The following is a 25,194-nucleotide window of genomic DNA, read 5'->3' on the forward strand; positions in this document are numbered from 1 at the left end:
GGAAAGCGAGTAGATTCCATGACCATTTGAAAATCAACAATGGAATTTAACAGAGCCATCTTTAAAGAAAACTCGCCGATTGGCGAGCCTCAGGAGGCAGTAATTAGGTATAGTTGCGCATGTGCATTGTTAGACTTTCCTAACTGCGAAAAGGCGTAACCTGATTAGGTTACGCCTATTGTACCATATTATTTTGTTTCTCCGTCTGATTCTGATTCAGGAGAGGCGGGTGTTTCACGTCCCTCTTCATTTTCAGGGACTCCACCATCCTGCTGCTCGCCAGTATTTATTTCTTCTTCTTGTCTTGGAGCAAGGACAGAAGCAATTACTTCCTCGTCTTCATGATTGATGCTTATCTTATAATTCTTTTTAATTTCACCAATCGTGATCACTTGTCCTACTTGCAATTCAGTAACATCTACATCAATTGCTTCAGGAATTTCCTGCGGTTTAGCCGTTACAGAAAGCTCATGGAGAGATTGTTGCATCACTCCGCCATCTTTGACGCCCGCTGAATCGCCGATAAGGTTTATTCTAACTTGTGCGTTCAATTCAGCTGACAAATCGACGATTAAAAAGTCCGCATGGAAAATTTCATTTTTTAAAGGGTCTTTTTGATAATCAGTAAGCATGACATTATAGGCTTTTCCATTGACATCCAAGGAGATGATGCCGTTTCGGCCAACTTTTTTTATCGTCTTTAGAAAGTCTGCACTGTTTACAGAGATGGCAGTACTATCGTTTTTATTTCCATAAATGACAGCAGGAAATTCTCCATTTCCTCTTAGCTCTGTTAAAAAAGACCGGCGCTTATTCGTATTCGAACGTTCTTTTGCTGCAAGTACACTACTCATGGTATTTCCCCTTTCAAATTCGAAATTCGACATATTTCTACATCTCTAATTATTAATTATACCCTATTCCTATAGAAACAAAACATCTTTTTGGAAAACTTTGATAATAAACTGTTAATTTTCTCCAATAAAAAAGGCTTGCTGGTTCAGAGCAAGCCTGATTGTTCTTCCATTAGATAAGGTATATCTCTCTGTTGATTTTCAGTCATGTTCAAATGAATTACCCAATCATTGCTTCTTAAACAAGAATGATTAACATAGCCTACTATTAATCAAATAATGTGCTGACAGATTGCTCTTCGTGAACGCGGATAATCGCTTCCCCGATTAATGGAGCAACTGACAGCTCCACAATTTTTTCGATTTTCTTTTCTTCAGACAGAGCTATTGTATTGGTAACCACAAGCTCTTTAATTCTTGAATTTTGAATACGTTCTATAGCTGGACCGGAAAGAACCGGGTGCGTACAGCATGCATAGACTTCCAAAGCGCCGTTTTCTACTAAAGCATTTGCGGCCAGGGTAATCGTGCCGGCCGTATCGATAATATCATCGATAAGAATGGCCGTTTTCCCTTCAATATTACCAACGATATTCATAACCTCCGCTACATTTGGGCGCGGACGGCGTTTATCTATAATTGCAATCGGCGCTTTCAGGCGGTCGGCCATTTTACGTGCTCGGGTTACACCGCCATGATCTGGCGAAACAATAACAATATCGTTTAATCTTTTTGCCTTAAAATAATCAGCAAGAATCGGAACCCCCATCATGTGGTCGATTAAGATATCAAAAAATCCTTGAATTTGCGGGGCATGAAGGTCCAGCGTAATAACGCGGGTTGCACCGGCGGTTTCCAATAGGTTCGCCACCAGCTTAGCAGTGATCGGCTCACGTGCACGCGCTTTACGGTCCTGTCTGGCATAACCGTAATATGGCATAACAATGTTAATGGTTTTTGCGGATGCACGTTTAAGGGCATCAATCATAATTAATACTTCCATGATATGTTCGTTTACAGGCGCGCTTGTAGATTGAATAACAAACACATCACAACCACGGATGCTTTCTTCAATATTAATCTGGATTTCCCCATCACTAAAACGGGTTACTGAACACTTACCAAGCTCTACCCCGATTGATTTCGCTATTTCTTCCGCTAGAGCAAGATTGGAATTTAAAGAAAAGACCTTTAAATTAGGATCTAAATACTGATTCGACATGCTGAACCTCCACCTGGATTATTTATTGAAATTTAAATGTTGAACATAGTTTTCTTTATTCACTTGACGGGCGCGAGCTATCGATAAAGCCTCACCCGGTACGTCTTCAGTAATCGTAGAGCCGGCAGCCACATAGGCGTTCTTCCCTACTGTAACGGGGGCGATTAAATTGGAATTGCAGCCGATGAATACGCCATCTTCAATCTTAGTTACATGCTTATTCACTCCGTCATAATTCACGGTAATGGAGCCGCAGCCGATATTCACATCATTTCCAACTTCTGCGTCTCCAATGTAACTTAAATGAGAGGCTTTGCTTCCTTTACCAAAGGTAGTCTTTTTAATCTCGACAAAGTTCCCAATTTTCACTTCATCATGCAATTCGGAATTTGGACGTATATGGGCAAATGGACCAATGTTTACATCAGATCCGATTTTGCTCTCATGAGCGACAGATTGTCTAATCACCGTCCGGTTGCCAATCTCACAATCTTTAACTTCCGAATTAGGTCCAATGATGCAATCCTCACCAATTTGGCTGTTCGCTTTAATCATAGTTCCTGGATAAATAACCGTATCTTGCCCAATCATTACATCAGCTTCTATATACGTATTATCAGGATCGATGATCGACACGCCATTTCTCATATGATATTCATTTAAGCGTCTTTTTAAAATTTGTTCAGCCTGCGAAAGAGCGACGCGGTCGTTTACTCCAAGTGTTTCCTCAAAGTCATCCGTTTGAAACGCAGTAACGGTTTCACCTTGTGATTTCAATATCTCAATCACATCTGGCAGGTAATACTCTCCCTGAACGTTTTCATTCGATACATTCTTTAAAGCCTGAAATAGGGCTTTATTATCGAAACAATATGTTCCTGTATTGATTTCTTCGATTTGTCTTTCAGCGTCTGTAGCATCTTTATGCTCAACAATTTTCTCAACCAGACCTTCGTGACTGCGGATTACCCTGCCATAGCCAGCGGGATTTCCGGTTGTGGCAGTCAAGACAGTTGCTTTCGCGTTCATTTCTTCATGCTGCTTGATAAGTGCGGCCATTGTTTCGGCTTTAATAAGGGGGGTGTCTCCGCAAATGACCAATGTCGTCCCTTCCTTGCCTGCCAATACACCTTCCGCTTGCATAACTGCATGTGCTGTGCCTAATTGCTGTTCTTGCAGAGCATATTGACTTGCATCTCCAAGCTGTTCTTTAACCAATTCAGCACCGTGGCCGATGATTGTTACAGTTTGTTCTATAGTAAGTTCATTGACTTGGTCCATCACATGTTGTACCATTGGTTTTCCGCAAACAGGGTGCAGAACCTTGTATAGCTTTGATTTCATTCTGGTACCTTGTCCTGCCGCTAAAATTACTGCATAGCGATTACTCATTAATAGGCCTCCATTTTCACCTTTTTATCCATTAAAAATACTATAGTAAAAGTGGAATGTTTTCAAGGTTACAACACTAAGTACAATTTTTTGTCAAAAAAAAGGATTATATATGTGGATTAGAGGTTTATATCGAGGTATGCCGGGTAAAAAACATATAAAAAGAGCCTTACTTAGGAAGTAGGCTCCTGATGCGATTAAACCTTTTGGTATTAGGAAGCTCCTGCTTCCTCTAATTCTACTACTTCTAATTCTCCCAAACGGTGGTATTCTGCCAAAACTGCTTCCTGGATTTTCCCGCGTGTTGAAGAATTAATCGGATGAGCAATATCACGGAACTCCCCATCCGGAGTGCGTTTGCTCGGCATAGCTACGAATAAGCCGTTATTCCCGTCAATGACACGGATATCATGAACAACGAATTCGTTATCCAATGTGATAGAAGCAATCGCTCTCATGCGGCCATCAGTAGTTACGCGGCGTAATCTTACGTCAGTCACTTCCATTCTGTTCACCACCTTTCGAACATAATAAAAACTGTAAACTACTTATTCAACAAAGAGGTGAGTTTCTCCTTCTATTAATTGTAAAATTTTTTGAATAATTACAACAAACCTTTATAGACAGTATTTTCCCTAGTCTCTAATCAGGAATAATAAAGGGCTTTCAAGATTTTTTGATTAAAAATTTCTTCATGTTAAAAAAAACTCGCCGATTGGCGAGTTTTTTAAGACAAAGATACAGTTTTTATTTAACGAGTGCTACAACTTCAATTTCAACCAGAGCATCTTTAGGGAGACGTGCTACTTCTACACAAGATCTGGCTGGTTTATGTGTTGAAAAATATTCCCCATATACTTCATTCACTTCAGTGAAATCATCCATATTTTTAATAAAAACCGTTGCTTTGACAACTGTTTCTAGAGTGGCTCCCGCCTCTTTCAAGACAGCTTTCAGGTTTGCGAATACCTGATGTGTCTGCTCTTTAACATTTCCAGTTAGCATTACTCCATCAGCCGTAAGCGGAATTTGTCCCGAGCTGAAAAACAGATTATTCACCACAATTCCCTGCGAATAAGGCCCAATCGCAGCAGGGGCCTCTTTTGTATGTACGTATTTCATGATTTAAGCCTCCTTTTATATTTTCTGATCAGTCAAAATAATTCCCGTGGCTGACCTTAATTTTCTTATCCTTTTCACCTACATCAGATAGTTTAATCAACGATAAATAATGATCGACCAGTCGTTCTTCGGTATTCTCAGATTCAACTAAAACGGCAATTCCGGCTACAGCTGCTTTAAATTCCTCTAGAAGAGTGACCATTCCATTGACGGTACCGCCCGCTTTCATAAAATCATCGACAATTAGTACATTTGAACCTTCGGCGAGGCTTCGCTTGGACAGAACCATCGTCTGAATCCTTTTTGATGAACCGGACACGTAATTGATCGAAACAGTGGAACCTTCCGTAACTTTATTATCTCTTCTCACAATTACCACAGGAACGTTCAAATGATTGGCGACCGCGTAAGCAAGCGGAATTCCCTTTGTTGCCATTGTCATAATGACATCCACTTTTTTGGATGCATAAGCTGCTGCAATGATCCTGCCTACCTTATTTACAATCTGAGGTTTCCCCAGGATATCCGTCATATACAGATAGCCTCCCGGCAGAAGCCGTTCCGGACTTGTAATGATTTCGCACATCTCGTCAATAAAGCTTAGAGCTTCTTCTCTATTAATGCTAACGACGTATCTAACACCGCCCGCAGCACCTGGAACCGTATGAAGTGTTCCAATTCCTCTAGATTCGAACGTCTTTTTTATGATTGTTAAATCTTCACTGATGGAAGATTTAGCCGAGCTGTACCTTTCCGCGAATAAGGTTAGCGATACGAGCTGACCCGGATGTTCCAATAAATAATTTGTCATATCTACAAGCCTCTCGCTGCGGCGAAACTTCATGGCTGCACCTCCTTTTGTAAAACCCGAATGATTAAAGCTAATATATCATTATTGTACGTGATTATTCAAGTTCATTTAGATCACCAAGCATTCTTACCGCATAAACTTGATGACAAAACCCGCGTAATCCGTTATAAATCCGCTGCATTCTTGAATCATGCTCCACTAAGCCGAAAACTGTCGGACCGCTTCCGCTCATCAATACTGCATCCGCACCAAATGTCTTCATTTGCTCTTTAATATTGGCAACTTCCGGATATGAAGAAAGGGTTACTTGCTCAAGAATATTACCAAGATTCCCGCAAAGCTGGCTATAATCCTTATTGTTAATGGCTGATATCATTTCTTTTACATTGGGGTGAGCCGCTTCTTGCAGATTGAGCCTTTTATAAACATCGGCTGTTGATACACCGATCGTCGGCTTGGCAAGAATAACCCAGCATTTAGGAGGAGTTGGCAAATGCGTGATTTTCTCCCCCCTACCCTTTGCTAAAGCCGTACCACCGTAGACGCAAAACGACACATCCGATCCGATTTCCGCACCGATTTCCGCCAGATCTTCCAATGACAAACCAAGGCCCCAAAGCCGGTTCAACCCCCTTAAAGTAGCTGCTGCATCACTGCTGCCACCTGCTAGTCCGGCTGCAACGGGAATGTTTTTTTCAATCGCGATTGAAACCCCTTTATTTATTTGATAGCGCTCCTTTAATAAAGCAGCTGCTTGATAAGCCAAATTTCGATTATCATCTGGAACGAAACGATTATGGGATATAATCTGAATAGTTCCGTTTCCTGTCTCACTGAGTTCGATTCGATCTGCTAGATCCACTGTAGTCATGACCATTTCTACTTCGTGGTATCCATCAGGTCTCTTAAAAAGCACATCAAGCGCTAAATTTATTTTAGCCGGTGCTTTTTCCATGAGTTTCAATATGTCCACCTACTTTAACGTTCTTAAAAGTTCTTGTACTATTTTACCATATATGAATATATTCTAAAGGTTTTTCCCTTTTAATTTAAATAAGCCAAGGATTGAAAAAGGACCAGACTCTTCCTATACGCCATAGACCGTGGCGCAAAGACAAGAATCTGGCCCAAATATAAGCATTGTGTTCAGCATGAGCAGTAATTGACTATATCGATAACCAGTTCACCTGAGCTAAAGCGTTAGCTTTTGTTCATCATTTGGGTTTGCGCTTTTTCAATCGCAAGCCTCACCATGTTTCCAGCATCACGCGCCCGAATGCCTCCCCAGCCTTCTTTTTGGACTACATCGTAAAAACCGAGCTCTTTTGCCAGTTCTTCTTTAAATTCATCTGACATAATACCTCTTCTTCTGCCCAAATAGAACAACCCCTTTCACATGCTGACACATTATTAGTTTTTCAAATTTCGACGTTTTCATTTGCTCCTTTTTTACCCTTTTTATTTAGCTCTATTATTAAGTATTGTTGATAACGATTATTTTTGGTTCATGGATCGGGAGCAAAATGATCCAAAAAGCAAATAAGTTATTTAACATAGCTTTTTATTTAACAAAGAGGTTTTTGGCAAATAAAAAAGCAGCAAACATAGTTTACTGCTTCGCAGAGACTTACACCTCTTGCTGCTGATTCAAAAATGTTAATTCTACGGTTTCCGTTAATACATCCGCATAGCTGTATGAAACTCTTTCAAACGCGTTCTCATCTTGGTCGAGCTCAATAACAAATACAGACGGATAAGTTTCCGCTAACGTCCCAAAACGTTCAATGGTTTTTCTTCTTCCGCCGTTCGCTTTTAAAAGCAACCGATTTCCTAGGTTGGAGTCCAGTGCTTTTTTAATATCAGCTAAAGTTTTTGGCATTTCGGTCCACCTCACTGAGTGTAGTATATCACAATCTTCCACCTAAAGTCAAACAAAATATTAAATTATATCAGCACTTAAATTTGTTTGTCAATGGTTTTTTCACGTAAATTTTGCCGATTTACAAAATTTATTCCAAAACTGACTCGCATATAGTATAAAACTTAAGTCGAAAAATATGTATAGAAAGTTAAAATTTGCTTATCCCTAATGAGAACAGGCTGCATTATATTCCCTGCAGCCCTTACTCTTCTTTTGACATACGATAAGGCAACCCCGTCCGGAGGACTCCTTTTGTATCGATTCCCCCAAGTCCCTTTTCACCAGTTAACGTATTTCTTAGGACATCCCAAACATGAATATAATCCCTGAATGAGGTGAAGCTTATTTTCGCCACAATATAAACAGGATCAAGTGCATGTATATTTACTCTCTCGGGAGAACTCGCAAAATTTGCGCCGGCCTGGATAAGTGATTCAAAGTGTGACTGACAAGCTCCAGCAAAAATGATTAATTGGTCCAGGCTTGGAACCTTTTTTCTCGCCTCCTGAACCGTTTCTGCAAACTGTCTTGAATGTCGATATGCATCTAAGTCCTTTATTGCCCCTTTTGATTTTGAATACGAATCATGCCCTGTAATCACCAAAATATCCGGGCGATAATGCTCAAGAAGCTCGCCGATTTGACCGGGCATCTCTTTTTCATTGCAGTATATTCCCTTTACCGGAATTCCGATTTTTTCATATAGAGTAAGGCATTTTTTCAGATAAGAAGGGTCTCCATCAATATGAAGAACTCTGCCAGGAATTTGGAAGTAATCTCCAGAATACCGATAGCCATCACTGGATAGATATTCGCTCTTTTGTTGCAATAATTCTTTATCCTGAGCAAAAAGGCGGTATGATTGTTCTTGAAGAGCTTCGTTTGTTTTTTGGCGGACACTTCTTTCTTCTCCATTAATCGGAACTAAATCTTCAAATGGAGCATCGGCAATTAAACGGAGATCCTCCCCGTAAAGTACCGCTTCCTGTTTACCCTCAATTACCCTGATATCGATAATACGAAATAAAACATCACATCCGTACGATTTCCGTCCGACTATATCATTGACTTGTAATCTCATGGCCTCACCTCTGGACAAGATACCCACTTAACAGCCCTGTCAGAATAATTAACTCTTGATAGGCTATGCATCGATTAATAAAATGGTGAGGAGTCTAAAGAAAACTCGTCGATTGACGAGCCGTAAGGCGGAGATTAGACATAGTTGCCCTGATGCAGAAAGGAAAGCGGAGGCTTCCTATTAGTAAGGAACATGGATTAACACCTGCCACATCGTGTCCAAACATCGAGACCCGCAATAAGGTAACCTTCACAGCAGCTAAAAAATTCGCCTATGCTAAACTATACCTATTTTTCCGCTTTGAAGTGATGCAATAAGGCGTTGCTAAGCTTGCCGAATTCACCAATGGAGAGCGTCTCCCCTCTTCTGGTAGGGTCTATACCTGTTTGTTCAAGGGCCTCCAGAATACTCTCCTTTTTTTCTTTTCCATCCGGAAGCTGGCTTGTTAAGTTATTGAGAATCGTCTTACGCCGCTGGGCGAAACTGGACCTTGTCACAATGAAAAAGAAATCTTCATCCAATACTTCCACGGGTGGCTTTTCGCGCCTGATCAGCCTGATTACCGCAGAATCGACATTTGGCTGCGGGACGAATACCGACTTAGGCACAATCATTACTGTTTCTGCTTCTGTATAGTATTGAATGGCAATCGACAACGATCCGTATTCTTTTGTACCCGGCTTAGCTGCAATCCGGTCCGCCACTTCTTTTTGCAGCATGACAACGATCCCGCGTATAGGTAAGTTGTCGTTAAGCAGCTTTAAAATAATCGGTGTTGTCACATAATATGGAAGATTCGCGACCACCATCAGATCCTCAACACCTTGGAACTCTTCATTAATCACTTGGGCAACATCTGCTTTTAAAATATCCTGGTGAATGATTTGAATATTATCGTACGGCGAAAGGGTATCCTTTAAAATCGGAAGCAGTCTTTGATCAATTTCAAAAGCCACTACTTTTTTGCTTCTCTTTGCCAGCTGTTCTGTTAACGCCCCGATTCCCGGTCCAATTTCAATGGCGCCACTGTGCTCGCTTAGCTCTGCATGATCCACGATTCTGTTTAAAATATTTGTATCGATAAGGAAGTTTTGGCCTAAGCTTTTCTTAAAGGAAAAACCATGCTTTTCCAGTATTCCTTTTGTTCTGACGGGGGTTGCAATATCCTTATGCATGTCCTTCCTCCTGTTTAATCTGTATCAATGCTTGATTAAAAGTCTCTTTTGAAATTTGAAACATCATCAGTCGTTTATGCAGCTGCTTCCCATTGGTAAAACCAATTTTCAAGATCAGCCCGAGTTTTTCCCTTTTCTCTTTGGAGCCCGATCCACCAATGAGGCCGGCTTCGATCAGGTCCTGCTGGGTAATTTCTTCTTTTGCTTCCTCATCCATGATTTGGGCTTCTTTTAATGCAGCCCGGATTGCATCAGGTGAGGCATGTTCCACTCCAATTCCTCTCCCTGATTTGGGAAGAGCCTCTTGTTTGGAGATAAAAGCATGCTTACAGCCATTCACCTGTTCGGCAATGGTATTCCTTATCTTTTGTCCTGGATAATCAGGATCAGTAAAAATAATCACTCCACGTGTTTTCTGGGCAAGCCTAACTTGTTCGATCACGGCTTCATTAATGGCTGATCCGTTTGTTTCAATAGTATCAGCATCAACAGCCCTTTTTATCGCGACTGTATCATCCTTGCCTTCAACCACAATAATTTCTTTTAATTTCTTCATTATTTCCTCCTGCAGCACGAAACATTTGCGTACATAGTACCGTTATACAAGTATAAGGCGCTTCCACATATATTAAAAAGATAAAAGGCTAACTTTTTTAATTTTGTAAGATGTCTAGCTGCGACGTACAGGGACGTGACTTGTGCCGACGTCACCACACGATGTGCCGGTTTTAGTCGTTCTTCCTTGTTATAACGCACTTCCGCTTAGGCCCACAGGGGATGTGGGTCATGAAGTCGAAGACATAAGGACGTGACGAACTTAGCCTTCGATCCATCTAGATAAAAGAATCACTTTCTAATTCTTAAATTGTCTAGCTGCAGCACCCAACCGCTCGGACTTGCACAGGATGTGCTGACCTCGGCGTAAGACATAAGGACGTGGCAGGTTGTAGCCGAGGATCCGCTATCGCCAAACCACTGTAGTGGCGGAGAACTGCCTCCTCGCGGTTCGTCTTATGCCTGTCGCACTTGCCCAGGATGGGCTGGCGTCGATGTTCGCCACACGATGTGGCAGGTATTAGTCGATGATCCATTAAAGGACGCTTCCGCTTAGACCCACACGATGTGGGTCATGAAGGCAGTGGCACAGGATGTGCCGAACTTAGCCTTCGATCCTACTGATAAAAGAATCCCTTTTTTAATTTGGATAATTGTCTAGCTGCAGCGCCCAGCCGCTCGGGGTCATAAGTCAAACCGCTCCAGAAATCAGGATTTCCTGCGCGGTTCGTCTTATGCCTGTCGCACTTGCCCAGGATGGGCTGGCGTCGATGTTCGCCACATGGACGTGGCGGCTCTTAGTCGACGTTCATTTCTTATTATAACGTAAAAAAGCAGAAGGTATAAAACCCTCTGCCGTAGGATTACTTAGTTCAAGACGCGAATTTTGACCCTTTTGACTCCCCAGCGGTATGCGTCGGACTTGGAAGGGATGAACACGTCGATTTTGTTGCCTTTGATTGCGCCGCCCGTGTCACCGGCTATGGCATAGCCATATCCTTCAACGTAAACTTTGGAGCCGAGCGGGATCACTCTTGGATCCACAGCAATCACTTTTGCTCCCGGATTCTTTTTTAGATTGATGCCTGTGGCCGTTGTCCCGGAACAGCCGTTACAGCTGGCCGTGTAAGCTGTTGAAGATACATAGAATTCCCTGCCGCCTTTTTCTCCCCGGGAAACTTGGGCGACGAAGCTCTTTGTACCAACTGCCACCACTTTATCCGTTTGCTTTTTTATAAGATTTTCCGAAAGTAAGTTTCTTTTAATTTCTTTACCGTTCTCTTTTATGATTTCGTATTGTCTGGAAATTAGTCCGGTTTTGCCCTCATTGAGCACTGTTTCTCTTCCTTTTATTAAACTAGCGTCTTTTTTTGTAATGACTGCGAAGTCTACTGGTTCTTCCACTACATCGGTGACTTTTTCTACTCGTATGACATTTACAAGGTTGTCTGCTTCAACTTTTTCCCCTAAACCTGGTTCAACCCGGTCTAATGTATTAAGTTTTACATCTTGTTTCTTTAAAAAGTCAGCGACCGTAGTCGAAGTTGACCAAACCTGCTTTTCGACTCCGCCTACTACTAGATTTAGCGGAAAGGCTTTTTCGATTGCAACCACCATCTCGCTTTGAAGCCTCGTATCCAGGGAAGGCTTTACCTTATCATTCCCGGTTACTTCAAGCTTTTGTTCCTTCAATAGTTCTTCAACAGTATCAGCTCTTGAAAAGACTATCTTCTCTTTGCCGTCTTCAAGAATGCCCACTTCGTGAGATGGATCCCAAACTACCTCCATATTATCCGTCACTTTGTTATTTCCCGAGGGGTATAAGTGGTCTTGAGCCTTAACGTTAATCTCTAATTCTTTGAAAATATCATTGATGGTAGCCGCATGCGTTCTCACTACCTTTTTTCCCCATCTAAAGTAAGCGCTACTGTTTGTTTTGTTCCAAAATAGAACAACAATCCAATTGTAGCAGCAGCTAGTACAGCACTACTGATCACAATGGCCAGCTTCTTTTTCCCAAAAGATTTGGGGATCAGGTTTTTCATAGGTATTGACAAAATGAAAAACTCCTCCTTCCTCTCGGTGATAGATTATATAGACATTGTTACAGAACTGTCAATCAATTCACATTTACCTCGGAAAACATCTCTTATTATGCATACAATCTCTCAAATTGAAAAGGGTGACTTATCGACATTATTATTCAAAGAAATAATTGATTTTTGTAGAACCTTTGAGAAATAAGTTTCTTTTCGACAAAGTTATTGGCATATCGACAGCGATTACTGTCAAAGGATGCCGAATAATTTTTTGGCATTTCTTTCCGTCACTTCTGCTACTTCTTCTAAAGTTATATTTTTAATCTCAGCAATTTGCTCCGCTACTAATTTTACAAATGATGGTTCATTTCTTTTGCCACGATGTGGATGTGGTGCGAGATAAGGACAATCTGTTTCGATTAAAAGGCGATCAAGCGGTATTTCCAGAGCGACTTCCTTAGGCTTTTTGGCGTTTTTAAATGTAACGGGACCTCCAAGAGATATGTAAAAATTCATTTCTACACATTCTTTTGCCGTTTCTGCGCTTCCACTAAAGCAATGCATGATTCCGCCAACTTCCGCAGCGTTTTCTTCTTTCAAAATCTCTACTATATCGGCAGTAGCCTCTCGATTATGAATAATAATAGGCAGCTTCACTTTTTTGGCAAGCCTGATTTGTTTTCGAAAAACCTCCTTTTGAATTTCTTTTGAGGACTTATCCCAATGGTAGTCCAAGCCCATTTCTCCAATGGCAACGACTTTTGGATGCCGGGAAAGCTCTTCAATCCACTGCAGATCTTCATCACTCATATCGATTGCATCAACAGGATGCCAGCCGACACTCGCATACATAAACTCATATTGCTCCACAAGCTCCATCGCACGTGAAATGGTCGGTCTGTCAAAGCCCACGACCACCACATTCGAAACTCCCGTGGTTTTAGCTCTCTCGATGACTTCTTCTAAATCTTCCTGGAATTGTTCTGCATTCAAATGTACATGTGTATCAAATAACATGATTTTCGCCCTTTCTAGCAATAATGTATTATCCAATAGAAGTTTTCATGTTTCACATTTAGGTAACAAAAATATTACAGAGAATATAATCCCTTAATTTCCAGTGAAATGGGTTCCTTTATTCTACAGATGAAATAGAATTTTGAAAAATAATTTGCCTGTATTCTCATTTCAACTAATAACATCCCTCTATGTAACATTATCTGGCAATAGAATTATCTATTCAGTAAGCAAAAAAATAACACAAAAACGTTCCATGTGGAACATTTTTATGTTATTGAGGAAAAGCTTTATTTCTCTTTTTATTTTACTCGTGAACCATTTGGCAGTGATGCGTCAACAGTAGCTACCGATAATTTTCCATCTGAGCTCCCCGCCAGAATCATGCCTTGCGATAACTCCCCGCGAAGTTTTACAGGTTTTAAGTTTGTTACACAAATCACTTTTTTTCCAACTAACTCTTCTGGCTTATAGTACTGCGCGATTCCAGAGACTACTTGTCTTTTTTCATAACCCAAGTCCAATTGAAGCTTAAGAAGCTTGTCAGCTTTTTTCACCGGTTCTACTTCAAGAACCTGAGCAACCCGCAATTCAACCTTCATGAAATCATCAATTGTGATTTCCTCTACCTCTTGAACTTCTTCAATCTTTACTTTTTCTTTCAATTCTTCTTCTTTTGGTTTTCCGCCTTGCATTTGCTCTTTAATGTATTGAATTTCTTCAGCCATCTCCAAACGAGGGAAAATCGGACTTCCTTTTACTACTTTCGTTCCGCTGGCGATTTGACCAAACTTTTCCAGACTGTCCCACGATTTCAACGTTTCCTCAGTAATATTCAGCTGTTCAAAGATTTTTCCTGGTGTTTTTGTCAGGAAAGGCTGCAATAGAATCGCAATTCTTCTTAATGATTCAGCTAAATGGTACATGACGCTTCCAAGCTTTTCGCGATTGGCATCATCTTTGGCAAGTGTCCATGGCTGCGTTTCGTCAATAAATTTATTCGTCCTGCTAATAAGCTGCCACACTGTCGTCAGGGCAACGGAAAACTCCATATGTTCCATCGCTTCTTCATATTTGGCCACTGTTTCTTGGTTCTTTTCAAGCAGTGATTTTTCAAACTCGCCTTCAGACCCTTTATAATCCGGGATTGTTCCGTCAAAATATTTATCAACCATCGCCACAGTACGGTTCAACAGGTTTCCAAGATCATTTGCGAGATCAAAATTAATCCGTTCGACGAAGCCTTCAGGGGTGAACACTCCATCCGATCCGAATGGAACTTCCCGAAGAAGGTAATACCGAAGCTCATCCAGACCATATCTGTCGATTAGTGTAAGCGGATCAACTACATTTCCTTTTGATTTCGACATTTTCCCGTCTTTCATTAGCAGCCAACCATGGGCAAATACTTTTTTCGGGAGCGGCAGGTCTAATGCCATTAGCATAATTGGCCAATAGATGGTATGAAAACGGACAATTTCTTTACCCACTAGATGAACATCGGCCGGCCAATAATTTAAGTATTTGGAATCATCCTCCGTGCCGTATCCCAACGCTGTAATATAATTGGATAGGGCATCAATCCAAACATAAATAACATGCTTGGGATCACCGGGAACTTTAATGCCCCAATCAAAAGTAGTCCTTGAAACGGCAAGATCCTCCAAGCCCGGTTTAATAAAATTATTGACCATTTCATTTTTGCGGGTTTCCGGCTGAATGAACCCTGGATTCTCTTCATAATACTGAAGCAGGCGGTCGGCATACTTGCTCATCCTGAAGAAATAGGAATCCTCCTTCACGAGCTCTACCGGATGGCCGCTATCCGGACTTTTACCGCCGACAATTTTGCCATTTTCAATGATAGTGTCAACCAATTGGGTTTCCGTATAATAGGTCTCGTCCGAAACGGAATACCAGCCTTCATATTGATCCAGATAAATATCTCCCTGATCTAACAATTGTTTAAATAATTTTTCGACAACTATTGTATGGCGCTTCTCCGTTGTACGGATAAAGTCATCAACAGAAATGTCCATTTTATTCCAAAGTTTCTTTATTCCCGAAACAATGTTATCGACATATTCCTGCGGGGTGATCCCCGCCTCTTCAGCCTTTCGCTGAATCTTTTGACCGTGCTCATCCGTTCCTGTCAGATACATGACATCGAAGCCCCTCAGTCGTTTATAGCGAGCCATGGCATCACCGGCTACCGTCGTATAAGCATGTCCAATATGTAAATTTCCACTCGGATAATAAATCGGAGTCGTAATATAAAATGTTTTTAATTTATCTTTCATTAAGTTCCCTCCAGTATTTCCCCACCATTATTTAAATGTAAATGTGTAATCACAAGTTAAAAAACTCACGCCCCATAGGCGAGAGCTAATTAGAAAAACAGCTAGTAAAAAGTGAAAAAATTATTAGCCAGTTTTATAGGCATGCCGATTGGGTCTACTATGTCATCATTACCTCTTCTATCAACAAAATATACCTAAAATTTTAAAAATGTGCAACCAGAAGAAGCCTTTCAGAATGAAAATGAAAAATGTCATGAAGTTGTGAGACTAATTGTTTGTAAATAAATCCCATGCATCTTATAATATAATCACGGTATCACTATCAAGAGAACGATCAATATTCATCTGCTCCTCTTGACTTATAATCCTTCTCAATCCGCATTACGATAGTTGGTTTTGTCGATTTGTGTCGAATCAAGAAATTATCTTATTATAGTATAATTTTTCATTGCAATAAATATAATCTTCTTTTTCCTTATTTATCTGCCTTCTACAGTCAATGACTGCTACAAACCTTGATTTGATGCGGTGTTTAATCCATTACAGTTAAATTGAAGAAACTAGGAAATATTTATTTATTGACGCATTTGGGAATGGCTGGTATTATTGTTTTTAGGAGAAATTTGTCGAATAATGACGAAAAAAGATAAAAAGATATGGGTACTAGATTTGAGAGGAGAAATTAAAAAATGAAATCTACTGGTATTGTTCGAAAGGTTGATGAATTAGGACGTGTGGTCATTCCAATTGAATTACGCCGCACATTGGGTATTGCTGAAAAGGATGCTCTCGAAATTTATGTTGACGATGAACGCATCATTTTGAAAAAATACAAGCCAAACATGATTTGCCAGGTAACTGGTGAAGTATCTGATAATAACTTTACATTTGCTGGCGGAAAACTAGTTCTTAGCCGTGAAGGTGCAGAGCAGCTTCTTAAAGAAATTCAAGATAATTTCCAACCTGCTAAATAATATGAGAGGCTTCCTTTTTGGAAGCCTTTTTTGGTGGAAAGGAAAGTATAAACTTTCCTTTCTGCATAAGGGCAAGGGCAACTACGTCTAATCTCCGCCTTACGGCTCGCTAATCGGTGAGTTTTCTTTAATTGAATAGGAAGTATACCTGTGCACCATGAATGTGCCGACATCACTACCGGATAAGGAACACTTCGGCAGGTATACACTAAGATGAGCTGACTTCGCGTTTGCCAGACGATATGGCAGACTTTATCCGACTTCAAGTTGCTTAATCCTTTCTTATATGAAAAGCCTGATAAACTTCTCTTTTTTGGATGCCGCGATCTTTTGCGACTTGTTTAATCGCTTCTTTTGAACTGAGGTCTTGCGCTAATATATAATGATCAACATGGGCAGCAAGCTCGATGCCATCCCACCAGTTTTCTTCTTCGATTTCCTCACGTTTTTCCGATCCTTCTATAATGAGGCAAAACTCACCTCTAATTTCCGTTTCAGATGCCCAACCTATGACTTCGGTTATGGTTCCGCGAATAAATTCCTCAAACTTCTTAGTCAGCTCTCTGCACAAGACGATTTGCCGGTCTCCCAAAATCTCAAGCATCGTTTTTAACGTTTCTTTTAACCGATGTGGAGATTCATATAAGACCCATGTCGAATTGATTCGTTTAAGTGTTTCCAGCTCCTGTTTCTTTTCTTTTGTATTTCGCGAAAGAAAACCGTAAAAATAAAAAGGTTGCGGAGAGAGTCCTGACGAAATAAGTGCCGTTAATGCCGCATTGGCACCCGGCAAAGGGATGACTGTAATTTTTTCCGCTAAAGCTTCCTTAACGAGCTCGAAGCCTGGGTCAGAAATCGTTGGCATACCCGCATCACTGACTAAAGCAACCGTCTGTCCAGATAAAAGGCGATCCACAATCAGTTTTCCGCTCGACTGCTTATTATGCTCATGATAGCTGATCACCTGGGTTTCGATTTCAAAATAATTACAAAGCTTCTTCGTATTCCGCGTATCTTCCGCGGCAATCACATCAGCCTCTTTTAAAATCCTTACTGCCCGAAAGCTCATATCCTCAAGATTCCCGATCGGTGTAGGCACTAAATATAGGGCCGGCTTCTCCCCTTCGTTTTCAAAGCTTTTTTGCTGCCACATCTGATGTATCCGCCTCCTTTTCGATGAACTTTTCTTTTTCTTTTTTCCCCAATTGTTTAAATCTATATTCCGCCTGCATCGCCTCTGTCTTTGTTCTAAATCCTTCCTGATAAACAAACTCGACGGGTCCTCTCCCCCGTGTATACTTTGCGCCTTTGCCTTCATTATGCTGCTTTATCCGTTTTTCCAAATTATTTGTATAACCTGCGTACAGGCTTTCGTCCTTGCATCTTAGTACATAAAAAAAATGCTCATTCTTCTCCATATAAAATCCTTCTGATTTCCTGGTTATATTCATGTTTATCATTGTAGACGACAAGCGGCGGCAGGATCTTTAAATCAGGGCTGCCATCTTTAATGCCCTCTACCAGAATGGCATTCGCTTCTTTCCCCTCTTTTGGATAAACAAATTGGAGACGTTTCGGCTCCAATCGATATTCTCTCATCAAACTTAAAATATCCATCAATCGCCCAGGTCTATGTACAAAGGCAGCCTTCCCACCCTGACGCAGTAGCTTGCTGCTGACGCGTACGACATCTTCAAGTGTACAGAGAATTTCGTGTCTCGCTATCGCATAATGTTCATTTTGGTTAATTTCCTCATCTGAAGGGGTCGAAAAATAAGGAGGATTGCATGTCACGACATCAAAATTGCGAAACCCGATTTTGTTTGGGAGATCCTTTATATCCCCATGTACCATATTAATCTGTTCAGAAAGCCCGTTAAATTCAACACTGCGCTGGGCCATATCAAAAAGTCTTTCCTGGATTTCCACACCGGTAATCTTCCCTTTCGTCCGGGTGCTCAATAATAACGGGATCACTCCATTCCCTGCGCATAAATCGATAAGATGGCCTTTTTGAATCGGCACTCGTACAAACTTTGAAAGCAACACCGCATCCAATGAAAACGAAAATACCGACGGGCTTTGGATGATCCGAAGCCTTTCCGCCAGTAAATAATCCAGGCGTTCATCTCCTTTTAGTTCAAGCACGCTTATCCTCCTCCTGCATGTCCCATTACCTCAAAAAAAAGGGCTGACTCCAGCGAAGATGTCTGCTCCTATCACAATATAAAAATTTATATCATGTATAGGAATCAGAACCCTTCCGAGTCATCCCCTGAATTTATTTTTTATTTAAAAATGATAGACAGAACAGACAATCGCCTTCTTTTCTAAGGCTGCCAAAATGAAGATTGCAAATATGGAAGCCTTCCTGATACAGGCGGGCCAGATTATCATAGCCTTCACCGATATCTTTGGCGGGCTGCCGGTTCTTTGATTTCTTTGAACTTGTTTTTGAGTAGCCTTTATTTTCAACATGGTTTAACCTTTTTCGCAGATGTTCATTTTCGAGTTTCAGCGAATGATTCTCTTCCAAAATCTCCGCCAAATGCTGCTTTAATTCCCCAAGCTGGGTAGTGAACTTGCCCATTTCGATTTCCATGTTAGTAACCGAGTCAAAAATTTCTTTTTTATCCACGCTCTCCCACCACCTTAATAATCTGTGGCTTGAATAGAAACGGCTCCCTCTTTTAGAATTTCATCTAAAGTATACTCTAATACTCTTTCTTGTTCGGTTAATTCCACCTGAAGTACTCGTTCTAGAATATTAAGCCCTACTACCTTGCCTTTTCCGTTAGGGGTATCTATCATTTCTCCTAAATCAGGAAGCATTTCCTTCGCGCTTTCGTACTCATCATTTTCATATTTTAAACAGCACATTAATCGGCCACACAATCCAGATATTTTCGTAGGGTTGAGTGATAAATTCTGATCTTTTGCCATTTTAATCGATACGGGCTCAAAATCACCAAGGAATGTCGAGCAGCATAGCATTCTGCCGCAAGGCCCAATTCCTCCGAGCATTTTCGCCTCATCGCGAACACCGATCTGGCGCAATTCGATCCGGGTACGGAAAATGGCTGCAAGATCCTTCACTAAATCACGAAAATCCACGCGTCCATCTGCTGTAAAATAAAAAACGACTTTATTTCTGTCAAACGTATATTCTACATCAACCAGCTTCATATCCAGCTGATGCTCTTCAACCTTTTTACCGCAAGTTTCATATGCCTCAGCTGCAGCGGTTTTATTTTCTTCGACAATCATTCTATCCTTGGCATCCGCAATTCGAAGCACTTTCTTCAAGGGCAGTACAACATCGTTTTCATCTACCTGCTTCCGGATCGTTACAGCTTTGCCGAACTCTACTCCGCGAACCGTTTCGACGATGACGAACTCATCCTTTGGAATGACAATATCGCCAGGGTCAAAGTAGTATATTTTTCCCGCTTTTTTAAAACGGACGCCTACAACATCATACAAAAGATGATCCCTCCTGCAAATTCAGCACGAGCTGTTCCATCAACAGCTGTGGATTTGTATTGGACATCAGCTTCCTCTTCGCTTCCAAAATATGGCCCATCTTGTCTGCCAGGCGCCTCTGGGAAATATGGAGAGCGTGATTTTCAAATTCTCCCTGTTTATTTTGAAATATAACCTGATTCCGCTTGTCCAACTGAATGTATAGTAAATCTTTATAAATTAGAAATAATAAGTCTAGACCTCTGTCCAGCTGCTCTTTTTCCTTAAAGTGCAAAAACCATTCCTCTTGAAGATAAATAAGGGCCTTCATTGGATTTGCTTTTAGCACTTCATACAATTTTAACACTATTTTTTGAGCTTGTGCAAACCATTCCTCATTACTTATCTGCAATCCTTCTTTAAAATTATGTGTAAGTCGGGAAATGACTGCGGCTGTTTGGCCGTCAACACCATGTTCTATTAACTTTTTCTTTATATTTTCGGGACTTAGCGGTCTAAACGGTAATATTTGGCATCTGGATAGGATGGTGGGCAGCATGCGTTGAATTTGTTCGGTCATTAAGATCGCAATCGTGTCTGACTGCGGTTCTTCTAAAAATTTAAGCAAACTGTTTGCAGCTTGGACCGACATTTTATCTGCATGAACGATTGAATAGATTTTTCGATTGGATTCGACACTCTTTTTTGAGAATTCTTCTTGGAGGCTTTTGATTTGTTCTTTTTTTATCGATAGCCCTTCTGGTTCCACACTATGGACGTCAGGGTGGTTTCCGCTCGTTATTCGCTTACAATTACTACATTCTTCACAAGGTTGGTAACCGTCTACAGGGTTCTCGCATAACAAGCTTTTGGCATATGCAAGGCTGGTTTCCTTCTTGCCTGTCCCTTTTTCCCCTTCAAAAATATACGCATGGGCCACCCTTCCTTTAGTAATGCTGTTTTTCAGCATTGTCATGACTTCAGGCTGAGTTTCGTTTAATTCTTTCCATGTTTTCGTCAACACAATCAACTGCCTTACGTATATAAATTAATAAGAAGTCCTTTAATTTCACCGATCTTTCCTAAAATATCAATGGAGTTACTTTCCTTTTCCATGATTTCTTCTGTCAGTTCCACAAGTTTTTCGTCAATGATTTCCACGATTTTCAGCGGTCTGCTTTGTCCGTACTCACTCCAGCTATGCGATTGCTTCAGATCCATTCCAAAATCCACGGCTTCGCGGATAAAGCGTTTAACCAGTGATTTATATTTGGCCAAGTCCTTAAAGGTGCGGGATTTGCTAAGTCTTTCTCCCGCACCCTGGATATCGCCTAATAATCTGGTTAATGTGTCAATCTGCATTTTCTGATCCTGTTTTTGCACGAGCTGCTGAAATTTTCCGCCTCCCACCTGAATTTGTTTCGCATCCTGCTTTATTTGGTCCATCTTCAAATGAAGATCATGGTTAATTTTCATGACGTACCACCATACTTTCAATCTTAAAATTGTAAAAAGTTTTCGACTGGCAATACAAAGACGGTGGCTCCGCCAACTTCAATTTCGACCGGATAAGGGACATACGAATCAGCATTCCCTCCCATTGGAGATACCGGCGCCACCAACTGAGAGCGTGACCGGCAGTTTTCCTTAATAATCTCTAAGCATTTATCGACCCGAATATCATCCGTTCCGATCATGAAGGTCGTATTTCCTGATTTTAAAAACCCGCCGGTTGTCGCAAGCTTTGTCGCCCTGAAATTGTGGTCCACCAGCTGAGTTAGAAGCCGTTGGCTATCCTTATCCTGAACTACAGCAATAATCATCTTCATCTTGATTATCCTCCGTTTAACACAGATTTTTTATAAATTTGTGTTCATCCTTTTTAATTATTATAACAATTATATACCCTTAAACTAGTCAAAATAGGCATTTTGTCATAAATTAACCGGAAGGACTGAGACTACAGATGGTTAATCTTAAGATTCGCCTAATTTTTTCAAAAACTTCGATTTAGCATCTTCCAAGACCTCTTCCAGCCCTCTTGAGGCATCGATGACAATGAATCGTTCCTTCCATTTATCAATAACCTTCAAATAGCCTTCCCTGACTTTTTCATGAAAGTTTAATTCTTCTAAATCAAGGCGGTTCACTTCCCGGTTTTCACTCTTTTTAATCCTTTTTAATCCTTGGATAGGATCAATATCGAAATAGAAAGTAATATCCGGCATGACACCACCAGTTGCAAATTGGTTTATAGCGTAGACTTCATCCATCCCTAATTCCCGGGCATAGCCTTGATAAGCCAGTGAACTATCGATAAAACGGTCACACAGAACAATTTTCCCTCTTTCAAGCGCTGGGTTAATTATTTCAACCATATGCTGCCTTCTTGCCGCTGCATACAATAGCGCTTCCGTTCGTCCATCCATTTCTGTGTTTTCTTTATTTAAAATGACTTCTCTAATCTGTTCCGAAATAGAGATACCACCTGGTTCTCTCGTAAGCAATATGTCATATCCAAGAGCTTTGAGGGACTCTCCAAGCATTTGCAAAATCGTCGTTTTGCCTGCCCCTTCAGGCCCTTCCATTGTGATAAACAATCCGCGACTCATGTCTTAAACCTCCACGTTCTATCTATGCGGTATAAGTATACACCATTCAGTTAGCCTCAGGTAGGGGTTATTCAAATACCCATACGCTCCCCGCCCGGAGCCCGCTCCCGCCATGAAACCGTGTTCCCTTGGCGCTTAGTTCCTCAAGCTGGGTTAATTTATTTTCATCCATCAACTCTCCTGCCATAATCAGCGGGACTCCAGGCGGATAAGGGATGATCATCTCTGCCGCTATCCTGCCGCTGCTATTCTTTAGTGCCACAAGCTGCTTTGGCTTATCCACCATATCTTTATAACTTAGTTGAAGCTCCGCCATTGCGCTTTCTTTCTCATATATATCCGCTACTTCGTCTGGTGAAAATGGAGAAGGTTCCAGTTCGGCTGTTGCTTCACTTATCTTTTGTATCGTTTCAGAAAAAGGATATTCCATTTCGGCCTTTAGCAGCGGTAATACAAGCAATACATTTCGTGTGTCCGCAAGCTCGGTAAATACGTCCTTTTTTTCCAGTGCCTTCTGTAATTGAAAACCGGTTGCACCCTCCCTCGATCTGATTGTTATCTTTAGTGGGTCTCCCGATTGTGCTACTTGTAAAACCTTTATATCCGGCAAATGGTCAAGCTGTTGGCGAAATCCTTTAATTTTTTCACCAAGTGCCTTTTTGTCTTTATCGGTAAAGGAAGCAAGATATGAGCGGGCCAAATCGAGCGAGGCCATAATCGGATATGAAGGGCTGCTTGACTGCAGCATTTGCAAATAAAAACGGATTTTATCAGAATCTATCAAATCACTGTTGACATGTAAATATGAGCCCATCGTCATCGCCGGCAATGTCTTATGGGCTGACTGCACCACCATATCGGCACCTGAAGCTAGTGAAGAATTCAAAAAAGGGCTGCCCAAAATAAAATGGGCTCCATGTGCTTCATCAACTAGGACAGGAATTCCTTTTTCATGGGCCTTTTCAATGATTACTGAAATATCATTTCCTAATCCATAATAATTCGGATAAGTCAGGATAATGGCTTTTGTGTCAGGATATTTGGACAATGCTTCTGCAATCAAAGAACTTTCTATCCCGCCAGCCACTCCCCACTCACGGTCTAAGACAGGGGAAAGGAATACCGGTTTCACATTGGCCAGCATTAAACCATGCAGTATCGATTTATGGCAGTTACGCTGCACTAAAATCGTATCACCCTCCCGGCAAGCTGCCAAAATCATCGCCAGGTTTCCAACCGTCGAGCCATTGACTAGAAAATAACTCTCTCGTACCTTATATAGCTCAGCAAGCAGCTTTTGTGCCTCAAAGATCGCTCCCTCGGGCGCATGCAAATCATCGAGACCATTCAGTTCGGTTACATCAAAAGATAGAATAGATTGATATTCATGGTGTCCTTTTTCTGTAAAAACAAGGCCGCCTTTATGCCCTGGTACGTGATAGGAGATTGTTTTTTTGGATTTGTGCTGTAAAAGTGCATCAAACAACGGTATTTTTGATTGATTCATACTGATCTTCCTCTAATAAATTCATTACCTTCAGTTTATCAAACCCAAGGCGTCTAAATTCAAATTCCTGAAAAAATATTGTTACTTTTGCCGACTAATAAAGAAAACTCGCCGATGGGCAAGCCTTTTAAAGTGAATCACAGAGGCAGTAATAAAAAAAAGCTATGCTTTAGATAAAACCTGGAAGGGTCTTTATCATTAGAAAGCAGAGCTCCTCTTTCACACACTTATGAGTATATCTCAGGGTTATTCACTTTTTTAAGCTGTTTTAAATAATACTTATATTTCGGATTATTTGTATCCGTATGAATGATGCCTTTTTCACATTCCTCACAGATAAATGCCGTATAAAGATGTATCCCCGCCAACTTGATTTCTTCACAGACTACACATGTTTCTCCAACAAACTCTTTGGCCGCTATTGAATTCAACATCTCCACCTCCATACCTGCATTCTCTCCAAAAGACCCATATTGTATACAGTTTTTCGAATAGTTTAAGAGAATGGTTACCGCCTATAACAATGTATGTTGAATCCAGGCTTTCAGTGTATGTCTGCTGCGAAGTTTTTTGTTGCTCATCAATATTCAAGAAAAGTATTTTGTGATTGCAAACGAAACTCAGGGGGATTCAAGCGAAACTATCGTCCATTTAAGCGAAAGTAGGCTGATTTACGCAAAAACCCGGTTGATTTAAGCGAAACTTCGAAAGCGCCAAAGAAGACCAGCCTAATCGGCTGGTCTTCTGCTTGCTTGGCGACGTCCTACTCTCACAGGACTTGCACAGGATGTGCTGACTTCTCCGTTGCCACAAGGATGTGGCGCTTTTAGGAGAAGGTCCTTGACTCTCCCCCAACTACCATCGGCGCTCGAGCTTAACTTCCGTTAGGCCTACAGGATGTAGGTCATGAAGGCGTTGCAACAGGACGTTGCGTTCTTAGCCTTCGTTCCTAACCTCGTTTCCTCGACCTCCTTGCTCCTCCCCATCCAGGGCTTTCTTTATGTAACTCCAATCTATTTGAATCTTCCCACTAACCTTCGGTTTTAAACATGAAAAAGACCAACCTAAATCGGCTGGTCTCTGCTTGCTTGGCGACGTCCTACTCTCACAGGGGGAGATCCCCCAACTACCATCGGCGCTGAAGAGCTTA

General features: G+C 41.1%; 28 protein-coding genes. 1 reads left to right on the forward strand and 27 read right to left on the reverse strand.

The window, feature by feature from the left end; all coding sequences use genetic code 11:
* Positions 1-188: 188 nt before the first annotated feature.
* The 16 genes from D0463_RS15825 to metG form a co-directional block, all read right to left on the reverse strand.
* Positions 189-854 carry a 50S ribosomal protein L25/general stress protein Ctc gene (locus D0463_RS15825; RefSeq protein ID WP_117308345.1) on the reverse strand — a complete coding sequence of 222 codons (666 nt, stop codon included), beginning with the start codon at positions 852-854 and terminating at the stop codon, positions 189-191.
* Between the two features lie 268 nt (positions 855-1,122).
* Positions 1,123-2,076, reverse strand: a complete 954-nt coding sequence (locus D0463_RS15830) for a ribose-phosphate diphosphokinase (protein WP_117308346.1) — start codon at positions 2,074-2,076, stop codon at positions 1,123-1,125.
* Between the two features lie 18 nt (positions 2,077-2,094).
* Positions 2,095-3,468: a bifunctional UDP-N-acetylglucosamine diphosphorylase/glucosamine-1-phosphate N-acetyltransferase GlmU gene (gene glmU, locus D0463_RS15835; protein ID WP_117308347.1), complete on the reverse strand. Its 1,374-nt coding sequence runs from the start codon at positions 3,466-3,468 to the stop codon at positions 2,095-2,097.
* Positions 3,469-3,680: 212 nt separating this feature from the next.
* Entirely contained in the window at positions 3,681-3,974 is a 294-nt protein-coding gene (spoVG, locus tag D0463_RS15840; RefSeq protein ID WP_117308348.1) for a septation regulator SpoVG, read from the reverse strand.
* A gap of 241 nt (positions 3,975-4,215) precedes the next feature.
* Positions 4,216-4,593, reverse strand: coding sequence for a 2-iminobutanoate/2-iminopropanoate deaminase (ridA, locus tag D0463_RS15845; RefSeq protein ID WP_174234340.1), 378 nt, complete (start codon positions 4,591-4,593; stop codon positions 4,216-4,218).
* Between the two features lie 25 nt (positions 4,594-4,618).
* Entirely contained in the window at positions 4,619-5,434 is an 816-nt protein-coding gene (gene purR / locus D0463_RS15850; protein WP_117308350.1) for a pur operon repressor, read from the reverse strand.
* A 61-nt stretch (positions 5,435-5,495) separates the two neighbouring features.
* Positions 5,496-6,365, reverse strand: coding sequence for a 4-(cytidine 5'-diphospho)-2-C-methyl-D-erythritol kinase (gene ispE, locus D0463_RS15855; RefSeq protein WP_117308351.1), 870 nt, complete (start codon positions 6,363-6,365; stop codon positions 5,496-5,498).
* 236 nt (positions 6,366-6,601) lie between these two features.
* Complete coding sequence (locus tag D0463_RS15860; RefSeq protein ID WP_117308352.1) at positions 6,602-6,778, reverse strand: small, acid-soluble spore protein, alpha/beta type; 177 nt, start codon at positions 6,776-6,778, stop codon at positions 6,602-6,604.
* 250 nt (positions 6,779-7,028) lie between these two features.
* Positions 7,029-7,280 (reverse strand): biofilm formation stimulator Veg, encoded by a 252-nt coding sequence (veg, locus tag D0463_RS15865; protein WP_117308353.1) that lies wholly within the window; start codon positions 7,278-7,280, stop codon positions 7,029-7,031.
* Positions 7,281-7,524: 244 nt separating this feature from the next.
* Positions 7,525-8,403 carry a sporulation peptidase YabG gene (yabG, locus tag D0463_RS15870; protein WP_117308354.1) on the reverse strand — a complete coding sequence of 293 codons (879 nt, stop codon included), beginning with the start codon at positions 8,401-8,403 and terminating at the stop codon, positions 7,525-7,527.
* Between the two features lie 287 nt (positions 8,404-8,690).
* On the reverse strand, positions 8,691-9,578 hold the full coding sequence (gene rsmA, locus D0463_RS15875; RefSeq protein WP_117308355.1) for a 16S rRNA (adenine(1518)-N(6)/adenine(1519)-N(6))-dimethyltransferase RsmA: 888 nt from the start codon (positions 9,576-9,578) through the stop codon (positions 8,691-8,693).
* Positions 9,571-10,134: a ribonuclease M5 gene (gene rnmV / locus D0463_RS15880; protein WP_117308356.1), complete on the reverse strand. Its 564-nt coding sequence runs from the start codon at positions 10,132-10,134 to the stop codon at positions 9,571-9,573. The genes rsmA and rnmV overlap by 8 nt, the downstream gene beginning before the upstream one ends.
* An 866-nt stretch (positions 10,135-11,000) precedes the next feature.
* Complete coding sequence (locus tag D0463_RS15885) at positions 11,001-12,029, reverse strand: resuscitation-promoting factor (RefSeq protein WP_254052831.1); 1,029 nt, start codon at positions 12,027-12,029, stop codon at positions 11,001-11,003.
* Positions 12,029-12,190, reverse strand: a complete 162-nt coding sequence (locus D0463_RS20320; RefSeq protein ID WP_254052832.1) for a hypothetical protein — start codon at positions 12,188-12,190, stop codon at positions 12,029-12,031. Before D0463_RS20320 ends, D0463_RS15885 begins: the two co-directional genes overlap by 1 nt.
* Before the next feature lie 231 nt (positions 12,191-12,421).
* Positions 12,422-13,189, reverse strand: a complete 768-nt coding sequence (locus D0463_RS15890) for a TatD family hydrolase (RefSeq protein WP_117308357.1) — start codon at positions 13,187-13,189, stop codon at positions 12,422-12,424.
* 302 nt (positions 13,190-13,491) lie between these two features.
* Positions 13,492-15,489 (reverse strand): methionine--tRNA ligase, encoded by a 1,998-nt coding sequence (gene metG, locus D0463_RS15895; RefSeq protein WP_117308358.1) that lies wholly within the window; start codon positions 15,487-15,489, stop codon positions 13,492-13,494.
* Positions 15,490-16,178: 689 nt separating this feature from the next.
* On the opposite strand from metG, the gene D0463_RS15900 reads away from it, so the two are divergent.
* Positions 16,179-16,463, forward strand: a complete 285-nt coding sequence (locus D0463_RS15900) for a transition state genes transcriptional regulator AbrB (protein WP_117308359.1) — start codon at positions 16,179-16,181, stop codon at positions 16,461-16,463.
* 271 nt (positions 16,464-16,734) lie between these two features.
* Here D0463_RS15900 and rsmI read toward each other — a convergent pair whose 3' ends face one another.
* The 11 genes from rsmI to D0463_RS15955 all read right to left on the reverse strand — a co-directional run bounded on the left by rsmI (position 16,735) and on the right by D0463_RS15955 (position 24,478).
* Positions 16,735-17,616 (reverse strand): 16S rRNA (cytidine(1402)-2'-O)-methyltransferase, encoded by an 882-nt coding sequence (gene rsmI, locus D0463_RS15905; RefSeq protein WP_117308360.1) that lies wholly within the window; start codon positions 17,614-17,616, stop codon positions 16,735-16,737.
* A complete protein-coding gene (locus D0463_RS15910; RefSeq protein ID WP_117308361.1) occupies positions 17,594-17,881 on the reverse strand; it encodes a GIY-YIG nuclease family protein in 288 nt (95 codons plus the stop codon). Before D0463_RS15910 ends, rsmI begins: the two co-directional genes overlap by 23 nt.
* Positions 17,868-18,611: a tRNA1(Val) (adenine(37)-N6)-methyltransferase gene (locus D0463_RS15915; protein WP_117308362.1), complete on the reverse strand. Its 744-nt coding sequence runs from the start codon at positions 18,609-18,611 to the stop codon at positions 17,868-17,870. The genes D0463_RS15910 and D0463_RS15915 overlap by 14 nt, the downstream gene beginning before the upstream one ends.
* A gap of 133 nt (positions 18,612-18,744) precedes the next feature.
* A complete protein-coding gene (yabA, locus tag D0463_RS15920) occupies positions 18,745-19,101 on the reverse strand; it encodes a DNA replication initiation control protein YabA (RefSeq protein ID WP_117308363.1) in 357 nt (118 codons plus the stop codon).
* Between the two features lie 14 nt (positions 19,102-19,115).
* A complete protein-coding gene (locus D0463_RS15925) occupies positions 19,116-19,946 on the reverse strand; it encodes a PSP1 domain-containing protein (protein ID WP_117308364.1) in 831 nt (276 codons plus the stop codon).
* Positions 19,939-20,946, reverse strand: coding sequence for a DNA polymerase III subunit delta' (gene holB, locus D0463_RS15930; RefSeq protein ID WP_117308369.1), 1,008 nt, complete (start codon positions 20,944-20,946; stop codon positions 19,939-19,941). Before holB ends, D0463_RS15925 begins: the two co-directional genes overlap by 8 nt.
* Positions 20,947-20,960: 14 nt before the next feature.
* Entirely contained in the window at positions 20,961-21,401 is a 441-nt protein-coding gene (locus D0463_RS15935) for a YaaR family protein (protein WP_117308365.1), read from the reverse strand.
* Positions 21,402-21,424: 23 nt separating this feature from the next.
* Positions 21,425-21,754, reverse strand: coding sequence for a cyclic-di-AMP receptor (locus D0463_RS15940; RefSeq protein ID WP_117308366.1), 330 nt, complete (start codon positions 21,752-21,754; stop codon positions 21,425-21,427).
* Positions 21,755-21,901: 147 nt separating this feature from the next.
* Positions 21,902-22,537 (reverse strand): dTMP kinase, encoded by a 636-nt coding sequence (gene tmk, locus D0463_RS15945; protein ID WP_117308367.1) that lies wholly within the window; start codon positions 22,535-22,537, stop codon positions 21,902-21,904.
* Positions 22,538-22,604: 67 nt separating this feature from the next.
* On the reverse strand, positions 22,605-24,044 hold the full coding sequence (locus D0463_RS15950; RefSeq protein WP_117308368.1) for an aminotransferase class I/II-fold pyridoxal phosphate-dependent enzyme: 1,440 nt from the start codon (positions 24,042-24,044) through the stop codon (positions 22,605-22,607).
* Positions 24,045-24,271: 227 nt separating this feature from the next.
* Positions 24,272-24,478: a sigma factor G inhibitor Gin gene (locus tag D0463_RS15955; RefSeq protein ID WP_254052833.1), complete on the reverse strand. Its 207-nt coding sequence runs from the start codon at positions 24,476-24,478 to the stop codon at positions 24,272-24,274.
* Positions 24,479-25,194: the final 716 nt, after the last annotated feature.

Origin of the sequence: Bacillus sp. V59.32b (assembly GCF_003429085.1) — a bacterium.
Classification (GTDB): domain Bacteria; phylum Bacillota; class Bacilli; order Bacillales; family DSM-1321; genus Peribacillus.

Bases quoted from the DNA above. Each gene is read 5' to 3' on its own strand.
- D0463_RS15825 (WP_117308345.1), bottom strand. From the start codon at position 854: ATGAGTAGTGTACTTGCAGCAAAAGAACGTTCGAATACGAATAAGCGC.
- D0463_RS15830 (WP_117308346.1), bottom strand. From the start codon at position 2,076: ATGTCGAATCAGTATTTAGATCCTAATTTAAAGGTCTTTTCTTTAAAT.
- glmU (WP_117308347.1), bottom strand. From the start codon at position 3,468: ATGAGTAATCGCTATGCAGTAATTTTAGCGGCAGGACAAGGTACCAGA.
- spoVG (WP_117308348.1), bottom strand. From the start codon at position 3,974: ATGGAAGTGACTGACGTAAGATTACGCCGCGTAACTACTGATGGCCGC.
- purR (WP_117308350.1), bottom strand. From the start codon at position 5,434: ATGAAGTTTCGCCGCAGCGAGAGGCTTGTAGATATGACAAATTATTTA.
- veg (WP_117308353.1), bottom strand. From the start codon at position 7,280: ATGCCAAAAACTTTAGCTGATATTAAAAAAGCACTGGACTCCAACCTA.
- yabG (WP_117308354.1), bottom strand. From the start codon at position 8,403: ATGAGATTACAAGTCAATGATATAGTCGGACGGAAATCGTACGGATGT.
- rsmA (WP_117308355.1), bottom strand. From the start codon at position 9,578: ATGCATAAGGATATTGCAACCCCCGTCAGAACAAAAGGAATACTGGAA.
- rnmV (WP_117308356.1), bottom strand. From the start codon at position 10,134: ATGAAGAAATTAAAAGAAATTATTGTGGTTGAAGGCAAGGATGATACA.
- D0463_RS15890 (WP_117308357.1), bottom strand. From the start codon at position 13,189: ATGTTATTTGATACACATGTACATTTGAATGCAGAACAATTCCAGGAA.
- metG (WP_117308358.1), bottom strand. From the start codon at position 15,489: ATGAAAGATAAATTAAAAACATTTTATATTACGACTCCGATTTATTAT.
- D0463_RS15900 (WP_117308359.1), top strand. From the start codon at position 16,179: ATGAAATCTACTGGTATTGTTCGAAAGGTTGATGAATTAGGACGTGTG.
- rsmI (WP_117308360.1), bottom strand. From the start codon at position 17,616: ATGTGGCAGCAAAAAAGCTTTGAAAACGAAGGGGAGAAGCCGGCCCTA.
- D0463_RS15910 (WP_117308361.1), bottom strand. From the start codon at position 17,881: ATGGAGAAGAATGAGCATTTTTTTTATGTACTAAGATGCAAGGACGAA.
- D0463_RS15935 (WP_117308365.1), bottom strand. From the start codon at position 21,401: ATGAAAATTAACCATGATCTTCATTTGAAGATGGACCAAATAAAGCAG.
- D0463_RS15940 (WP_117308366.1), bottom strand. From the start codon at position 21,754: ATGAAGATGATTATTGCTGTAGTTCAGGATAAGGATAGCCAACGGCTT.
- tmk (WP_117308367.1), bottom strand. From the start codon at position 22,537: ATGAGTCGCGGATTGTTTATCACAATGGAAGGGCCTGAAGGGGCAGGC.
- D0463_RS15950 (WP_117308368.1), bottom strand. From the start codon at position 24,044: ATGAATCAATCAAAAATACCGTTGTTTGATGCACTTTTACAGCACAAA.
- D0463_RS15955 (WP_254052833.1), bottom strand. From the start codon at position 24,478: ATGTTGAATTCAATAGCGGCCAAAGAGTTTGTTGGAGAAACATGTGTA.